The following is a 15,196-nucleotide window of genomic DNA, read 5'->3' as shown; positions in this document are numbered from 1 at the left end:
GGGCACCCACCTCGACGTCGATCGACACCTCGAAGCTGTCGGCGCCCGGCCACGAGAACGACTTCGCAGCCGACGACGCAGAGAACCCGTCCTGACCCCACCGCCCATCAGACCCAAACCCCAGATACCCAACCGCAGCGTGCGACGGGACGCTCTGGTCCACCGTCACGGAAACCTGATCCGACGCCTGAGCTCCGGTGTTGTCGACGGCCGTTGCCGTGACGGCGTGCGGCCCGTCGGGCAAGCCGGTCGTGTCCCACGCAGCGGAGAACGGCGCCGCGTCGTCCGTTCCGATGGCCTGCCCGTCGACGGCGAAGTCCACCCGGGCGACTCCGCTGGGGTCGGACGCGTCAGCCGTCACGGTGAACGTCCCCGAGACGGCCTCGCCGGGCACCGGTGAGGTGATGGCGACGGCGGGCGGAGCGTTGTCGGCGACGACCTCGACCTGGGCCGTCCTCGTCTGGCCGACCGTGTCGGTCGCAGTGGCGGCCACCGTGTGCGGCCCGTCCGGTGCCGCCGTCGTGTCCCAGGTCGCTTCGTATGGCTCGGACGTGTCGACCCCGATCGACGCGCCGTCGACGAGGAACTCGACCTGCGACACGCCGTTGTCGTCCGTGGCAGTCGCCGTGATGGGCGAGGCGGCGCCGGAGACGACGGCTCCGCCAGCAGGCGATGCGATGGCGACGGTCGGGCGGGCGTCGCCGGGTACGGCTCCGGCGGCCGCGTCCACGGCGCGCATGGCGTTCACCAATGGCTCGGGAATCCCGTCGGGGTCGGGGTTGGTGCCCCCGAAGAAGGCGCTCATCTGCCACTGGCCGTGCCCGGCGCACGTGGCAGCCCCCGCTTCGGAACCGTCCGGGCACTCGCCCGTGTCGCGCAGGATGTCCTTCACCTCACCGGGGAGCAGCCCGGGATTGGCTCCAAGGAGAAGGGCAGCCACACCGGCAACGTGCGGGGAAGCCATCGACGTCCCGGAGTTGTCCCCGTAGCCGCCACCAAGCGTCGTCGAAGTGATCCAGGTTCCGGGGGCGGTCACGTCGACGCGGGACCCGTAGTTGCTGAACGAGGCGAGGGTCTCGTCGCATTGGAAGAACACGTCGATCCGGAAGTCGCAGCCGGTCGCGGCAGGGGTGCCGTCGAGGTCGACGAAAGCAGATACGGCGATCGTCTCGGGATAGGCGGCTGGGAAGAAGTTGGACCCGTCGGACGAGTCATTGCCGATCGCGGCGACGACAACGATCCCCGCCGACTCGAGCCGGCAGATCGCCTGGTGGAGGGGAGAGGAGTCACATCCCGCCCCTTCAGCTCTCGCCTCACCGAGGCTCATGTTGACGACGGTCGGGATGCCGTCCGCCTGATAGAGAGCCAGGATGTGGTCGAGCCCGCAGATGATCTCGGCGTCCGTGCCGGAGCCTGCGGCGTTGATGGACTTCACGGCGACCAGCGAAGCGCTCGGCGCTCCGCCGACAACGCCGACGCCGTTGAGGGCGGCGGCGGCCGTGCCGGCGACGTGTGTGCCGTGGCCGTGGTCGTCCGCCGGGCTCTTCGTCTGGTCGATGCAGTTGATCCCTTGGTCGACGTCGACATTGGCGGCGAGGTCCGGGTGGGTGGCCATGATCCCGGTGTCGACGATCGCGATCCGCACGGGCGTCCCGTCTGGTTGCTCACCCACGTACCCGGCGGCGTGGGCGGCGCTCGCCGCGATCCTGGCGATACCGTCCGGGGCGGGCTCTGCGATCCGCATCACGCCGTCCGGCGTGACGCTCTGCACCGCCGGGTTGCGGGCGATGGCACGGGCTGCCGCCTCGGTGCCGCGGAACGAGAAGCCGTTCAGGACCTTCTTGAAGACGTGGTCCACCTCGCCGTCGACGGCGTCGACCATTGCCTTACGGTTGCCCTTGGCACCCGGGGCGAGCGTGACGATCCACGATCGTTCCGGATTCGGCTTGGCGGAGGCAGCCGCCACGGAAACGGAGGAGACCAGCAGCACGGCTGCGGTGACTATGAGCGCTCGTCGCACCGGCGTCCCTTCTCTCGTGTGGGAGTGTATGGATCACCACGCAGAGTGGTCAAGGGTCGCTCGCCCCATATCCGTGAGCCGTGGATCGACGGGTATCGCGGTCCGAGTCGAGCCGAGGAGTCCGCCGGCACGTCGTACCGACCGGTCGTGCGCGGTCCGGTCGGGCGCGGTCCGGTCGGGCGCGGCCCGGTAGCCTGCGGCCGACCATGGCGATCGTCGACTGGCAAAGATACCGAGCAGTGCTGTTCGACCTCGATGGCGTGCTCACCGCTACAGCCAAGGTGCACTCGGCAGCTTGGCGGAGGGCATTCGACTCATTCCTGGAGCAGCACGAGGAGGGCTTGGAGCCCTTCGACATCGACTCGGACTACCGCCGCTACGTGGACGGCAAGCCCCGCTTCGACGGTGTGTCCAGCTTTCTCGACTCGAGGGGGATCGACCTCCCGTGGGGAGAACCGAGCGATCCGGCTGGATACGAGACCGTTTGCGCGGTCGGCAACCTGAAGAACGACCTCTTCGAGTCGGTGCTCGAGGACGAGGGCGCCGACGTGTATCCGGGCTCGCTGGCGCTCCTCGACCACCTCGCCGAGCTCGAGATGCCGATCGCCGTGGTGTCCGCCTCTGCGAACTGTGAAGCGGTCCTGCGCTCCGTCGGCATCCTCGACAGGTTCCACGCCAGGGTGGACGGGATCGTCGCAGCCGAGGTGGGCCTGCGGGGGAAGCCGAAGCCCGATCCGTTCCTCGAGGCGGCGAGACGTCTCGACACTCCTCCGGCCGGGTGCGTCGTCGTCGAAGATGCGATCAGCGGCGTCGAAGCAGGAAGGGCGGGTGGTTTCGGGCTCGTGGTGGGTGTCGACAGGCACGGCGACCCGGATGCGCTTCATGCCGCCGGGGCAGACATCGTCGTCTCCGACCTCGGCGAGCTCGTGCCGTGACCTCGGCTTCGTGGCCCGACCATCCATTCGAACCCGAGGAATGGGCGATCACGAGGGTGGGTCTCCCCACCGTTGCAGGGCTCGACGAGTCGCTCTTCGCACTCGGCAACGGCAACCTGGGTGTGCGCGGTGGCTTCGAGCAGGGGCATCCAGCCCACGAGCCGGGCGCCCTCCTCAACGGCTTTTACGAGACCTGGCCGATCGTCTACCCGGAGACTGCGTACGGCTACGCCCACGTCGGCCAGACGATCGTGTACATCCCCGACGCGACGGTGCTCACGGTGGCCTGGAACGGCGAGCTCCTCGACCTCGGGGACGCCGATATCGTGAGGCGGCTCGACTTCCGCACGGGCGTGCTCACGACCACAGCGGCGTGGCCGGAGCTGGCTGCCACCTGGGAGCGCATCGTGTCGCTGAGGAGACGGGGCGTCATGGCGCAGAGGGTCTCGGTCACGCCTCGAGCGGCAGGACGGATCGCCGTGACGTCGCACGTCATCAATCGGCAGGACCGCGAGCACTTCGTCATCGAGGCTGTCGAGACGGACCCGCGCAGAGGACGCTCGTTCAACAGGCGAATCCTCGAGCGCATCGAGGCATCCGTCACTGAAGACGTCGTCTCGATGGTGCACCGGACCACATGGTCGTCGATGAGTCTGGCGACGGCGGTGCGCGTGGAAGGCGACCTCGAGGCAGGCCCGTGGGAGGTCGCCGACGCCGACGATGTGATCCGTCGGGGCGAGCTCGATGTGGCGCCCGGCGACACCGTCGCAGTCACGGTGGCCGCCGCTTACGAGCGCGGTGACGTCGGTGCCGCCGCCGTCTCTTCCCTGCCGGAACCCGGCTCCTTCGAGGCTCTGCTGCGCGAGCAGGTCGAGGCCCTCGCCGGGTTGTGGTCGACCGCCGACATCGAGATCGACGGTGACCCGATCGGCCAGCAGGCGTTGCGTTGGGCGATCTTTCAGCTCATCCAGGCTTCGGCGCTCGTCAGCGGCCTCGGCATCCCAGCGAAGGGTCTCACGGGGCAGGCCTACGAGGGCCATTACTTCTGGGACATGGACGTGTTCGCTCTCGCATTCCTGTCGGCGACCAACCCGGGAGCGGCTCGTGAAGTGATCCGCTATCGGCACAGCATCCTCCCCGAGGCGCGCCGGCGGGCCGAGACGCTGAGCGTCCCCGGAGCGCTCTACCCGTGGCGGACCATCTCGGGCGAGGAGGCGTCCGCCTACTTCGAGGCGGGCACGGCGCAGTACCACATCGACGCCGACGTCGTCCAAGGTGTGCGCACCTACCTCAGTTGGACAGGGGACGACGAGCTCCTGTGGGAGTGCGGCGTCGAGATGGCGATCGAGACCGCCCGGATGTGGGCCGGGCTCGGATTCCATCGAGACGGGATATTCCACATCCACCAGGTGACAGGCCCGGACGAATACACCGCCCTCGTGGACGACAACGCGTACACCAACCTCATGGCTCGCATGAACCTTCGGTTCGCCGTGGAGGTCGTCGAGCGCATGAAGGCCGAGCAGCCGGAGCGGTTCTCCGACCTGGCGGCCGACGTCGCATTCGACGGCAAGGAGCTCGCCGCCTGGGCCGCGGCCGCCGACGCCATGTTCGTCCCTATCGACGACGACCTCGGCGTGACCGCTCAGGACGCCGACTTCATGGGGCGCCAATCGTGGGACTGGTCGACGCCGGCCGAGAAGTATCCGCTGCTGCTCCACTTCCACCCTCTCGTCATCTATCGACACCAGGTTCTCAAGCAGGCAGACGTCGTCATGGCGCACTTCGTGCTGCCCGAGGAATCGACCACCGAGCAGAAGCGGGCCGACTTCGATTACTACGACCCGCTCACGACGGGCGACTCGTCCCTTTCGGCGGCGGTCCAGGCAGCCGTTGCTGCGCGGATAGGTCTCGCCGACGATGCGTGGCGGTATTTCGCTCGCTCGGCGGACCTCGACCTCGCAGACCTGGCCGGCAATGCGGGCGACGGGGTCCACCTCGCCTGTGCAGCCGGCGTCTGGCTGGCGGTGACGAGCGGTTTCGCAGGAGTGCGTGTCGTTGGCGACGAGATCAGGACCGAGCCGCGGCTGCCTGCGGCGTGGGAGCGTCTGCGCATCTCCCTCAGGTTCCGGGGCGAGCCGGTAACGCTCGAGCTCCCTTGATCCGCCTCTCACCCATCGGCCAGCCGGCTACCTGGTGACGACTTGCGGGAGGTCTCGGTAGACGTCGAGGTCGTGGGTGTATTCGGCAGACGACTTCGAGCCTGTGCCGTCCGACCACGTCACGGCGGCCGTGAACACGATTCGCTCTCCGGCGAACACGCGTGCCGCGGTGTCGAAGAGCACCCGAATCTCCTTGCCTGGTCGAAGCATCCCGAGTCCCGAGAAGATCGGGAGCTCACTGAGGGGAGCCCGACTGGCGACGCCGCGGAGCTTCGTCGAGAAGCGAACACTCACGTCATAGGCCACCGCATCGCCGACGTTGACGAGCACGATCTCGAAGACCCCTTCCCCGAAATCGACATCGAGGAGAACCAGGGGTTCTGTCACTGGTCCAGCTCGATGCCCTCGTGGCAGATCTCGATCGACTCGATGGCGACCTCGTTGCTGCCTGCGGTGAGCGCCGGCCCTTCGTACTTGCACACCCAGCCCTCAACGAACTTCCACCGGATGGCCTCTTGTCCGGACTCGTCGAGAAGGATGATCGATCCGTTGCGGCGCTGCACCGGGCCCGTCATCCCCGTCTTCGCCCAATCCCACAGCTCGCGGCTGACGGTGACGCCCCGCTTCAGCGTGATGTTCGGATACTTGGCGAGACCGGGGAGCTTGCGCACCCCGTGGCTCTTGTCCGATCCCTCCCTGTACTCGATGGGAGTGATCTCCACTCCGATGCCGGAGACCGAGGAGAACCCGGCGGCAACCATCCCGTCGATCTCCACGAGGAAGTTGAACCCGCCATACGGGTCGTTCCGACCTGCCATGCTCACGCTCCTCTCGTTTCGGAAATCGGGCGGGCGTCACCGAGCCCGTGGCGCCGGCCTGTTCGTGATCGGCCCGCCGCGTGCGCGGCCCGCGACCTCGCTCGTGTCCGTCAGGGAGCCGCCCGGGTGGCGGCCGGCTCGCCTGCAGGCTCGAATGGCCCGGTGTCCAGTCGAAACGGCGGGTACTCGTCCCGCATCAGGGCCGCGTACGCCACCACCCGGTACACCCAGCGGTTCAGGCCCATGATGAAGTCGAAGAGCCCACGGGGATACTTCCCGGAGAACAGCAGGATGACGCCGGCGACGAGGACGAGCAGCCCGATGAGCCCTCCGCCGAATCGGAGGACGCCTCCACCCTCGCGACCGACGTCGCTCGTCCACCAGAAGATCCCGTTCGTGAAGATCGCGATGATGACGTAGTGAGGGATGGCGAGCAGCCACGACTTCACCAGTGCGAGACCCCGTGAGAGCTTCTCCGGATAGGCGACGTCGAAGCGAGCCGGGTAGCTCGGGTCGTCATCGAGCGTGAACGGCGGGTACCGATCGGTGCCGATCGCGGACGTGCAATAGAAGCCGACGCGCCAGCCCCACCTCATCACTCCGACGTTGAAGTCGAATATCGCCCGCGGGTACCGGCCGGTGAAGATGATCGCAAACCACGCAACGATCGTGAGCACAACCGCGGCAACACTGAGCACCCCGACGACGATGAAGTGGGGAATCGCCAGGAACCACTTCACGAGCCACATCCAGCGACTCAGCTCGGCGTCGAGGTCGCCCTGGAGCGTGACCGGGTACGGACCGGCAGCCAGGGCCCCGGCAGGCGGGGCACCCGGCTCGGCCGCAGGCACGGCCTCACGAGAGCGTGTCGCCGTCACGAGGAGGACGGTCGCCAGAAGGGCGAAGAGGGCGCCGGCCACCAGCACACCAACAGTCAGGCCGCCGAGGAAACCGATCTCGGCCCCGCCGCGGACATCGCCCGTGACGCCGGCCGAGGCGTCCGCATTCATGATGACGACCGTCCAGTCACCGGACTCGACGTCCCACGTGACCTGCTGGGCCCCGCCACCCTCGGTCTCCGTGACCCAAAACGCCTGGTCGGCGGGAGGCGCCACCGGTGCCCCGCCTTGCTCCTCACGAACGTCGGCGTCCGTCGGATCGGGTCCGAGGTCCACCACGACGCCGCGAGCAACGCCGTCCAGGTAGTCGGAGACGTCGTCGCTCGGCCCGATGCCGACGAAAACGGGGGCGCCGTCCGCCGCATCGAAGTCGACGCGGACGGTCGCCAGCGAGCCGCTCGGCGACCACGGTCCCGCCGTCGGTAGGGCGTGCAGGTCGATGTCGACCGACGTCAGGGCATAGCCGTCGGTATGGAGCTCGTAGCGCGGGCTCGTGAGGAATCCGTCGGCGTCACGCTGCGTGCCGTATGCCCACGCCAGGACGGCCCCGCCGACCACCAGCGCCAAGGCCACGAGCCCGATGATGACTCCGAACACGGCCGCAACGATCTGTCCAGGTCTCATGCACACACTCCCACGTCGACACCCGACCCGCCGAGTCAACGTTACGCCGAGCGCGGGCGCCGTGTCGCCGGGTTGGGGCCTTCTCTGGTTGACTGCACCGATGACGCCGCAGGAGCTGACGGAGTACCTGCACGCATCGATCCCGATATCGGAGGCGATGGGCATCCGGGTCGTCTCAGCCGGATCGCGCCGTGTCGTTCTGGCGGCGCCGTTGCTCCCGAACGTGAACCATCAGGGGACGATCTTCGGGGGATCGCTCGCCGGCGTGGCGATCACCGCAGGATTCGCGGTCATCGTCCTCGCATTGCACGACTCGGGCCTCGCCCACCGGGTCGTCGTCCAGAGGCACGAGTATCGCTATCTCCTTCCGGGACGGTCTGACTTCGAGGCGGAAGCGACGATCGATCACGAATCGTGGAGGAGGCTCGGCGAGGCGCTGGCGCGGCGAGGCGTAGGCAGGATCGAGATCGGGTCGACGGTTCGGTGCGGGGCCTCGCTGATCGGCGAATCGACTGGCCTGTTCGCCGCTCTCCCTCCCGACGAAGCGACGACTTCCGTCTTCTGAGCCGGTACATTGCCCGGCCGATGAGCGAGTTGACCATCGTGCCCGTCGACCGGTCCCGCTGGGGCCGTCTCCTCGAGCTGTTCGGCGACAACGGCGCATATTCGAACTGCTGGTGCACGTGGTGGCTGCTCACGAGCAGGCCGTGGGAGGCGACACCGCCCGCCGAGCGTCGCGCCATGCTCCACGACCTCGTCGAGCGTGAGGATCCTCCCCCCGGATTGTTGGCCCTCGACGACGACACGCCCGTCGGATGGTGCGCCGTGGGCCCACGCCAGCGATACCTGCGCATGATGAGCGACCGAGCGAGGACCTTCCGTCGGATCGACGACCGCCGATCGTGGGTCGTGAACTGCTTCTACATCGATCCTCAGGCGAGAGGCCACGGGGTCGGGACGGTGCTGCTCGACGCAGCGATCGAGTTCGCCGGGGACAACGGCGCCACCATCCTCGAGGGTTACCCGATCGACCTGGCGGTCACCGATCCGGGCGCAGCCGGGCTCTACGTCGGGACGCTCCACATGTTCGAGGCGGCGGGCTTCGTCGAGGTGGCTCGATTCGGCAACCGGCCCTTCGTTCGGCTCGAGCTGCCATCGACCGGCCGGGGCGTCACGCCAGCCAGCCGAGGGCGGCAAGACCCTCCCTGATGCCGGCAGCGTGAGGCGCCGCGGCGCGGTATACGTGCGAGCCGCCCATCGCCCGCAGCTCCTGGGTGGCGTTGGCGACCACGATGGCGTTGAAGCCGAGCTCCGCTCGCATCATGTCGAGGTCGTTTCCGGTGTCGCCTGCGGCGGCGACGTGTTGCGGATCGATCCCCAGGCGGCCGACGACGTAGGTGAGCGCCCCACCCTTTCCGGCGTCGTGCGGCAGGATGTCGAGGTAGCAGTCCGAGCTCCAGACGACCTTCACGTGGTGGCCGTCATCCGTCAGCGCCTGCTCGACCTCTGCCGCCTCGACGTGTGACGGGACGAAGAAGCTGAGCTTGTGCTGCGACTGCCATTCGTCGGGCTGCGGTTGCAGGCGCGGCAGGCCGACGAGAGCGGCTCCGATGGCGGCCCGGTCCCAGCCGTCGTCGAGGTGGGCATCCCACTCGTCGTCGAAACGGTACTCGCCATCCTCGAGCCACCAGACCTCGGTTCCGACCATGCACAGGCAGACGTCGGCCCTGCGGTCGGTCCGCCACTCGTCGTAGAGAGACTCGATCGCCGGGAGGTGTCGCCCGCTGGCGAACACGAGTGTGATGCCGAACGCATCGAGGTCCTCCCAAAGCTCGTGCATGGCGCGATCGTCACCGAGGAAGGTGCCGTCGAGGTCGGCAGCCAGCAGACGGGTGCTGTTGTTCCCATCGCCGAGCCCACTTGGCGGGAAGGCGGTCACCCCTGTTCGGGCCACACCCCGCCTCGGTAACGATCGAACACGGCGATCGTCCTCCTGGCGATGCCCTTCCATCCGAACATCCGGCGGGCGAACCTCGCTCCGGCGATCGACAGTCGTTCCCGCAGCTGCGGGTAGCGCAGCGGCATGCTGAGCATCATCCCGAACTCGCGGGGCCTGGTGGGGTCGGCGAAGAGGGCGTGAGACCCGAAGTCGAACATCTCCTCGAGCCCTCCGTGGATGGTGACGACGCAAGGAGTTCCGCACGCCATCGCCTCCACGGCGGTCATCCCGAACGGTTCGTACCTGGAGGGTAAGGCGAACACCGGTGCCGCCCGGTAGTAGTTGGCCATCTCGTCATCCTCGACGTAGCCGACCCAAACGACCGAGTCGGCGACGCCGAGCTCGCCGGCCAGGGACTTCCACTTCTCGACCTTCTCGCGATCGGTGGCGTTGTTGGCCCCGATCGCCAGCTGGAGGCGGGCGTCAGGGGTCTCCTCCTGCAGCTCGGGGAGTGCCTGGATGAGCAGGTCGTAGCCCTTGTTGGCCGCGGCGCGGCCGACCGTGTAGACGTCGTTGTCCGCGAACCCGACCGCGGAGCGGATCTTCTTGATCTCCGCTTGGGTGACGGGGGTGTAACGGGACTCGTCGATTCCGGGTGGGATCATCGTCATATGCCAGTCGGGCACCTCGTAATGGTCTCGCAGGACCTCGAGTTGGAGGTTCGTGGTGGCGATCACGTGGTCGCAACGGCGGAACACCAGGAACTCCTTGCGAATCCGCTCCTCGAACCGGTAGTTCGACTCGATGTCCTCAGGGTCGCCCTCCATCTCCTCCCTCTTCCACGCCCCGAGCGAATGCGGCGTGTGGACGTGGGGGATGCCGAGCTCCTCGGCGATCATCTGGCCCGCCCACCCGGCGTCCCAGTAGTGGGAGTTGATCGTGTCGTACATGAGCTGCATGTCGCCGACGGCGGCCAGGAAGTTGCGAACGAACTCGTCGAGATGTTCGTGCATGTCTTCCTTGCGGATGAAGTCGTCGCCCCCATACGGGATGCGAAGGACCCGCAGAGCCGGGTCGATCTCGTCGACCTCGGGCTGGCCCTCGAACCGCCTGGTGACGATGTCGACGTGGTATCCGAACTCGACGAACTGCTTGGCGAGCTCGAGCACGAACGCCACCTGGCCGCCGGTATCCGGCTTGCCGAGCTCCGGCTCGGCAGCGACGTACCCGTGGAGAGACAGCATGAGAAGTCGAGCGAATTGGGGCTTCGGGACGTTCACAGTGCACCTCGCCTGGTGGGGGCGAGTGCGGCGACCGCGGCTCGGCCCGGAACACGAGCTTGCGCACTCACACGTTCACCATACCCCTGTCGATTTGCTTCCAGACCGTGCCGGCCGAATAGCCTGGTGAGATGGCCGACCGTTTCGACGCCATAGTCATCGGCGGGGGAATCGCAGGTGCCGCGGCCGCCTTCGAGCTGGCCGCGTCCCGCCGGGTCGTGCTCCTGGAGATGGAAGCGACGTGCGGCCGCCACTCGACGGGGCGCTCCGCTGCCCTCTTCACCGAGTGTTACGGGGACGACGTGGTTCGCCGACTTGCCCGAGCGGGAAGGCCCTTCATGACCTCGCCTCCTTCCGGCTTCACGGAGTCCCCGATCCTGTCGCCGCGCCCGACTGTGTTCATCGCCACCGAGGCGCAGCGTCCGCTGATCGACGCCGAGACGGAGGACTTTCAACGGCTGGTCACGGAGGTCTTCTCGATCGACGGGGCCGAGTTGACGGCCATGTGCCCCGTCCTGCGCGGCGACACCGTCGTCGGTGGTGTCGTTGACCCGACTTCGATGGACATCGACGTGCACGCGTTGCACGCCGGGTTCCTCGCCGGGGCGCGGAACCGGGGCGCTGACATCAGGACGTCGGCTCGCGTGGAAGCGATCCAATCGGGACGAGCGGAGTGGCACGTGCGCATCGGTCGAGGCGACGACGTCGCCGCCCCGGTCGTCGTGAACGCCGCAGGCGCCTGGTGTGACGAGGTCGCCCGCCTCGCTTCGGTGGGCCCGTTGGGTCTCCAGCCGAAGCGGCGTACCGTGTTCACGTTCGATCCCGGCGTCGACCACGGCGGCTGGCCGATGGTGGTCGACATCGGCGATGCCTTCTACTTCAAGCCCGAGGGACCCCACGTGCTGGCATCGCCCGCCGACGAGACGCCGATGGAGCCACACGACGTACGGCATGACGAGCTCGACGTGGCGCTCGGCATCGACAGGATCAACGCCGTGACGACGCTCGAGATCAGGCATGTGAAGAGTGCGTGGGCGGGGCTCCGGTCGTTCGTAGCCGACCGTCGCCCCGTCGCCGGCTTCGACGTCGAGGCGCCCGGCTTCTTCTGGCTCGCAGGCCAAGGGGGGTACGGGATCAAGACCGCCCCGGCACTCGGCCGGGCGACTGCGTCTCTCGTTGCCGGCGGGGAGCTGCCCGACGACCTCGTCGAGCTCGGTCTCACCGCGGGCAACCTCTCGCCGGCGCGGCTCGCCGGTCACACAGCAGACAGCACGTAGTCGTCTGCGTCGTCGTCCCACTCGAGGTCGACGACTCCCTGGGTCTGGGCGGCCTTGGCGAACTGCAGGAATCCCCGGTAACCGAACTTCTTCTCGCTGAAGTCGGGGCGCTGCTTGCGGATCTGGTTCTTCAACCCGGAGAGCATCGGCCTGCCGTTGCCCTTCTCGAGCTTGGCGACGACGTCGCGAAGCAATGCGAACGCCTCCTGCTCGCCGCCCTTCTCGGGCAGGGCGACCTCTGGGTCGCCCTTGGCGGGTCCTTCACTCAGCTCGACCACGTTGCGTTCTTCGAGGTGACGGAGCAGCTCACCGAACGCCCTGAACCCGTAGTCGGCCTCGTTGAACGTCGGGTCCTTGCGCAGGAGGGTGCGCTTGAGGGTCGAAGCGAGCACCGTGCCGCCGGACGAGCGGTCGAGGCCCGACACCGTCTGGGCGATCGTCACCGCCAAGTCGTCGACGCTCCGCGAGCCGGTCTCGACGGCCTCGGCGGGCTGTTCCTCCTGCCTCGGCCGTCTGTCGTCCTTTCGCTTCGGGCGCGATTCGGCGCGCCTCTCCGGGATGTCGACGCCTTCGAGGGACTCGTAGAAGAGGAACTCGTCGCAGGCCGGGGGCAGCAGCGTCGAGGTGGAGAGCTTGACGCCGACACCGATCACCCGCTTGTTGAGCTCGCGCAGCTTGTCGACCAGCGGTGTGAAGTCCGAGTCCCCGGTGCAGATGACGAACGTCGTGATGTAGCCGCGCTCGAACGCCAGCTCGATGGCATCGACCGCCATCTTGATGTCGGCTGCGTTCTTGCGGACCGAGCCCATCCGCTGCGGGATCTCGATGAGCTCGACGTGGTTGCGGGTCAGCATGCGCCTGTCCTCGTCGAAGTACGACCAGTCGGCATACGCCTTGCGCACGACGACGCGTCCGCGCTCGGCGAGGGCGTCGGCGACCGGCTTGAAGTCGAACTTGAGCCCGGAGAGCTGATCGCGAGCCCCGATGGCGAGGTTCTCGTAGTCGAGGAACAGAGCGATCCGCTCCTCTTCGAAGGATGTCACACCCGAAGGGTAGTGCCCGCTCGGTCCTCATCCGTTCTTGCGTCCCCCCGTCGCGTCACTGCGATGTGGGGACGCCGGAACGGAAAGAACGGAAGGCGGACGGGATCAGTCGTCGAGGAGGGCGAGCACGTCGCCGAGCGCCTCGATCGATGCCACTGTGATCGGATCGACGACGAGCTGGACGTGACCGACTCCGATGGACGAGAAGGCGGCGATCTGCTCGGCGAGGTGGGCAGGCGGTCCCGCGATGGCGACAGACGTCGGCCTCCCAGGGCTGCCGTGGTTGCGGCCGGTCCCACCCGGCATCTGCACCATGATCGCCGCCGTCATCTCGACCTCACCAGGACGCCTGCCTGCATCGGTCGCCGCCCGTTCGACGTCGACGACCACGGAGCGCAGGCCGTCGACGGTGTTGCCGTACCAGGCATGCCATGTGTTCCACATGTCGACGTGGGGGAGTGTGGCCCGCAGGACCCGTGGCCCGATCGAGCCGACCATCAGCGGAGGGCCGCCCGGCCGAGGCTTCGGGTAGAGCACGCACTCGCGTGCCGTGTAGTACTCGCCCGAGAAGTCGATCGAGCCGTCACGCAGCAGGGTGCGAATGATCGTGAACGCCTCTTCGAAGCGGGCGGCCCGGTGGTCGAACGGGAAGCCGAATGCCGCGTACTCGGTCTCGTTCCACCCGGCGCCGAGGCCGAGGATGAGTCGGCCCCCCGAGATCTCGTCGACGGTCGCCGCCTTCTTGGCGAGCATCGCAGGGGCGTGGAAGCTGGTGGCGGCCACGAGAGGGCCGAGCTGCACGCCGGTCGTGATGGCGGCGATGGCGGCGAGCTCAGTCCACGCCTCCCACGGTCCTTGCGTGCCGTCCTCCGTTCGATACAACAGATGGTCGCCGACCCACAGCGAGTCGAACCCGACCGCTTCGGCTGCCAACGCCATGTCGCGGACCTCGGGCCAGGCAACTACTCGCTCGACCTCCGGGAGCTGCACCCCGACGCGCAACGGGCGTGTCACGCCGTTCGAGCCGCGGTCGTCGCCAACTCGTTGCCGACGGCGGCGGCGAGTCGCTCGTAGTCGTCGATGGCGTTGTAGAGGTGCGCCGATATCCGCAACACGGTCGCACCGCCCCACGAGTACACCGGGACCTCGATGTCGTGGTCGGCGAAGAGCCGGTCGTGGAGTGGATGGGGAGCGTATCCCGGCGCAGCCGGTATCGGCAGCGTCATCGCGACCATCGACCCGACCAACGCCGGCGGCGGGCTCCCGGCGCCGGGGACCGCCTCGGCGATGAGTCCCGCCCCGGCGAGCGCCAGGTCCCGGTTGGCGACCTGCACTACGTCCCAGCCTCCCGGCTTCATCGCAGCCACGGCGTCGATGGCGGCCGGGACGGCCAGCAGCGCCGTCGGGTCGTCGGTACCGGTCCAGTCGAAGAGGAGCCGGAAGCGGGACCTGTCCGACCGGTCGCTGTTCAAGCCGTGGCTGACGACTGGTGGCACCAGGCCATCCTGGCGATCCGCTCGCACGTGAAGGAACCCGGCTCCCTTGGGAGCGCACATCCACTTGTGGCAGTTGGCCGCGTAGTACGCCGCCCCGATCGACGTGAGGTCGACCGGCACCATCCCGGGGGCGTGCGCTCCGTCGACGAGAGTGTCGATCCCGAGCGCTGCCAGCTCGGAGACGAGGCGGGCAACGGGAAGCACGACGGCCGTCGGGCTGGTGACATGGTCGATCAGGGCGAGACGGGTCCTCGGTGTGGCGACGGAGACGATCGAGGCGACGATCGAATCGTCGTCGCACGACTCGAACGGGATCGACACGACCACCACCCGTGCCCCGGACCGGGCCGCCACCCAGTCGAGTGTGTTGCGGCACGCGTTGTACGCGTGGTCCGTGACCAGGAGCTCGTCACCCTCTTCGAGCAGCAGCGATCTGACCACGGCATTGACGCCCGACGTGGCATTGGCGACGCCGGCGAGATCCTTCGCCTGCGCTCCGACGAAGCTTCCGATGGCGCTCAGGGCGCCGTCGAGAAGGCCTTCGAGCTCCCGTTGGAAGAAGCGGACCGGCTCGCTCTCGAGCCTCGTCCGGAGGGCTACCTGCGCTTCGAGCACGGAGAGGGGCGTAGCTCCGAACGAGCCGTGGTTCAGGAACGTGATCCCGGGATCGAGGCCCCACAGCGACGCCAGTGGGGACGGCATG

The 15,196-nt window shown here is 68.0% G+C and carries 14 protein-coding genes; 5 read left to right on the top strand and 9 right to left on the bottom strand.

The window, feature by feature from the left end:
* Nucleotides 1-2,020 (bottom strand): S8 family serine peptidase (locus tag VGC47_05520; protein HEX9854754.1); only part of this gene is annotated, 2,020 nt, incomplete at its 3' end.
* A 206-nt stretch (nucleotides 2,021-2,226) separates the two neighbouring features.
* On the opposite strand from VGC47_05520, the gene VGC47_05515 reads away from it, so the two are divergent.
* A complete protein-coding gene (locus tag VGC47_05515) occupies nucleotides 2,227-2,955 on the top strand; it encodes a beta-phosphoglucomutase family hydrolase (protein HEX9854753.1) in 729 nt (242 codons plus the stop codon).
* Nucleotides 2,952-5,117 (top strand): glycosyl hydrolase family 65 protein, encoded by a 2,166-nt coding sequence (locus VGC47_05510; protein HEX9854752.1) that lies wholly within the window; start codon nucleotides 2,952-2,954, stop codon nucleotides 5,115-5,117. Before VGC47_05515 ends, VGC47_05510 begins: the two co-directional genes overlap by 4 nt.
* Before the next feature lie 27 nt (nucleotides 5,118-5,144).
* Here the strand turns inward: VGC47_05510 and VGC47_05505 are convergent, their stop codons facing one another.
* The 3 genes from VGC47_05505 to VGC47_05495 all read right to left on the bottom strand — a co-directional run bounded on the left by VGC47_05505 (nucleotide 5,145) and on the right by VGC47_05495 (nucleotide 7,458).
* Nucleotides 5,145-5,504, bottom strand: a complete 360-nt coding sequence (locus VGC47_05505) for a hypothetical protein (protein ID HEX9854751.1) — start codon at nucleotides 5,502-5,504, stop codon at nucleotides 5,145-5,147.
* The gene (locus tag VGC47_05500) at nucleotides 5,501-5,935 is read right to left on the bottom strand and encodes a phage tail protein (protein HEX9854750.1); all 435 of its coding nucleotides are present in this window, start codon (nucleotides 5,933-5,935) and stop codon (nucleotides 5,501-5,503) included. Before VGC47_05500 ends, VGC47_05505 begins: the two co-directional genes overlap by 4 nt.
* 110 nt (nucleotides 5,936-6,045) lie before the next feature.
* Nucleotides 6,046-7,458, bottom strand: a complete 1,413-nt coding sequence (locus VGC47_05495; GenBank protein ID HEX9854749.1) for a DUF4389 domain-containing protein — start codon at nucleotides 7,456-7,458, stop codon at nucleotides 6,046-6,048.
* Between the two features lie 100 nt (nucleotides 7,459-7,558).
* Between VGC47_05495 and VGC47_05490 the strand changes: the two genes are divergently transcribed.
* Together VGC47_05490 and VGC47_05485 are read left to right on the top strand one after the other, a co-directional pair.
* The gene (locus VGC47_05490) at nucleotides 7,559-8,023 is read left to right on the top strand and encodes a YiiD C-terminal domain-containing protein (protein HEX9854748.1); all 465 of its coding nucleotides are present in this window, start codon (nucleotides 7,559-7,561) and stop codon (nucleotides 8,021-8,023) included.
* Nucleotides 8,024-8,043: 20 nt separating this feature from the next.
* Nucleotides 8,044-8,667: a GNAT family N-acetyltransferase gene (locus tag VGC47_05485; protein HEX9854747.1), complete on the top strand. Its 624-nt coding sequence runs from the start codon at nucleotides 8,044-8,046 to the stop codon at nucleotides 8,665-8,667.
* Here VGC47_05485 and VGC47_05480 read toward each other — a convergent pair.
* Together VGC47_05480 and VGC47_05475 are read right to left on the bottom strand one after the other, a co-directional pair.
* Nucleotides 8,630-9,412, bottom strand: a complete 783-nt coding sequence (locus VGC47_05480; GenBank protein ID HEX9854746.1) for an HAD-IIB family hydrolase — start codon at nucleotides 9,410-9,412, stop codon at nucleotides 8,630-8,632. The genes VGC47_05485 and VGC47_05480 overlap by 38 nt on opposite strands.
* On the bottom strand, nucleotides 9,394-10,677 hold the full coding sequence (locus VGC47_05475) for a glycosyltransferase (GenBank protein HEX9854745.1): 1,284 nt from the start codon (nucleotides 10,675-10,677) through the stop codon (nucleotides 9,394-9,396). The genes VGC47_05480 and VGC47_05475 overlap by 19 nt, the downstream gene beginning before the upstream one ends.
* Before the next feature lie 131 nt (nucleotides 10,678-10,808).
* Between VGC47_05475 and VGC47_05470 the strand changes: the two genes are divergently transcribed.
* Complete coding sequence (locus VGC47_05470) at nucleotides 10,809-11,954, top strand: FAD-binding oxidoreductase (protein ID HEX9854744.1); 1,146 nt, start codon at nucleotides 10,809-10,811, stop codon at nucleotides 11,952-11,954.
* On the opposite strand, the gene VGC47_05465 is transcribed toward VGC47_05470, so the two are convergent.
* The 3 genes from VGC47_05465 to VGC47_05455 all read right to left on the bottom strand — a co-directional run bounded on the left by VGC47_05465 (nucleotide 11,933) and on the right by VGC47_05455 (nucleotide 15,195).
* Complete coding sequence (locus tag VGC47_05465; protein HEX9854743.1) at nucleotides 11,933-12,997, bottom strand: NYN domain-containing protein; 1,065 nt, start codon at nucleotides 12,995-12,997, stop codon at nucleotides 11,933-11,935. The two genes, VGC47_05470 and VGC47_05465, sit on opposite strands and share 22 nt — an antisense overlap.
* 105 nt (nucleotides 12,998-13,102) lie before the next feature.
* Nucleotides 13,103-14,011, bottom strand: coding sequence for an LLM class flavin-dependent oxidoreductase (locus VGC47_05460; GenBank protein ID HEX9854742.1), 909 nt, complete (start codon nucleotides 14,009-14,011; stop codon nucleotides 13,103-13,105).
* Nucleotides 14,008-15,195, bottom strand: coding sequence for an aminotransferase class V-fold PLP-dependent enzyme (locus VGC47_05455; protein HEX9854741.1), 1,188 nt, complete (start codon nucleotides 15,193-15,195; stop codon nucleotides 14,008-14,010). Before VGC47_05455 ends, VGC47_05460 begins: the two co-directional genes overlap by 4 nt.
* Between the last annotated feature and the right edge of the window lies 1 nt (nucleotide 15,196).

It is taken from the genome of Acidimicrobiia bacterium (assembly GCA_036396535.1).
Lineage (GTDB): Bacteria > Actinomycetota > Acidimicrobiia > Spongiisociales > UBA5794 > DASWKR01.
The sequence above is the reverse complement of the archived record's forward strand: the minus strand, read 5'-3'. Positions and strand labels throughout refer to the sequence as shown.

What these genes read in the sequence shown, in the direction of transcription:
- VGC47_05495 (HEX9854749.1), bottom strand. Translation starts at nt 7,458, where the DNA reads ATGAGACCTGGACAGATCGTTGCGGCCGTGTTCGGAGTCATCATCGGG.
- VGC47_05470 (HEX9854744.1), top strand. Translation starts at nt 10,809, where the DNA reads ATGGCCGACCGTTTCGACGCCATAGTCATCGGCGGGGGAATCGCAGGT.
- VGC47_05500 (HEX9854750.1), bottom strand. Translation starts at nt 5,935, where the DNA reads ATGGCAGGTCGGAACGACCCGTATGGCGGGTTCAACTTCCTCGTGGAG.
- VGC47_05485 (HEX9854747.1), top strand. Translation starts at nt 8,044, where the DNA reads ATGAGCGAGTTGACCATCGTGCCCGTCGACCGGTCCCGCTGGGGCCGT.
- VGC47_05455 (HEX9854741.1), bottom strand. Translation starts at nt 15,195, where the DNA reads ATGCCGTCCCCACTGGCGTCGCTGTGGGGCCTCGATCCCGGGATCACG.
- VGC47_05515 (HEX9854753.1), top strand. Translation starts at nt 2,227, where the DNA reads ATGGCGATCGTCGACTGGCAAAGATACCGAGCAGTGCTGTTCGACCTC.
- VGC47_05490 (HEX9854748.1), top strand. Translation starts at nt 7,559, where the DNA reads ATGACGCCGCAGGAGCTGACGGAGTACCTGCACGCATCGATCCCGATA.